Annotated in this window: 1 protein-coding gene; it reads right to left on the bottom strand. The window is 47.9% G+C overall.

Annotated elements, in window-relative coordinates:
* Positions 1-631, bottom strand: a 631-nt coding sequence (locus V5290_RS17350) for an Ig-like domain-containing protein (RefSeq protein ID WP_333388785.1), incomplete at both ends; no start/stop codon positions are given.

The raw sequence follows: 631 nt of genomic DNA, 5'->3' as shown, positions 1-631 counted from the left end.
CATCATCAATGCTACCGCTTAGCGCTGGTGACGTATCATTGGTCACTAACGCATCAATACTGACGTTAATACCTACGGTATCGACGTTGATTGTGCCTGTGTTCGTCGCGTCGTTACCTGCTGCATCAGTTGCTGTTACTGTGATAAGGGTTTCACCATCATCCAATGCAGGGAGTGTGTTATCCGCTAAAGTCCACGACCCATCCGCATTGTTAGTTGCTGCGTATTCGATGCCGTCCACGGTTACCACCACGGTGGCTGTTGTATCTTCGACATTACCCGTTAACATTGGCGTGTTATCAGTGGTAATAATAGAGTCGACGCTAATTATTGGAGCGGTGGTATCCACTTCAATGGTGGTCGTTGCACTATCCGTATGGCCCGCTTCATCACTCGCAGACACACTGATCACAACGTAGCCTTCGGCTAATTCGGCAATCGTATCCGCTGCTAAACTCCAAGTGCCATCGCCGTTATTGACAGTCGTGTAGTCAATACCATTGACAGTAACAATCACAGTCGCTGTGGCATCATCAATGCTGCCACTTAACGCCGGTGACGTATCATTCGTTACTAAGGCATCGATACTCACATTTAAACCCGTTGTATCTACTTCAACGGTGCCAGTATT

The sequence above is a fragment of the Psychromonas arctica genome (assembly GCF_036697365.1).
Taxonomy (GTDB): domain Bacteria; phylum Pseudomonadota; class Gammaproteobacteria; order Enterobacterales; family Psychromonadaceae; genus Psychromonas; species Psychromonas arctica_A.
Note: the sequence above shows the minus strand (reverse complement) of the source record. Positions and strands in the feature narration are given on the sequence as shown.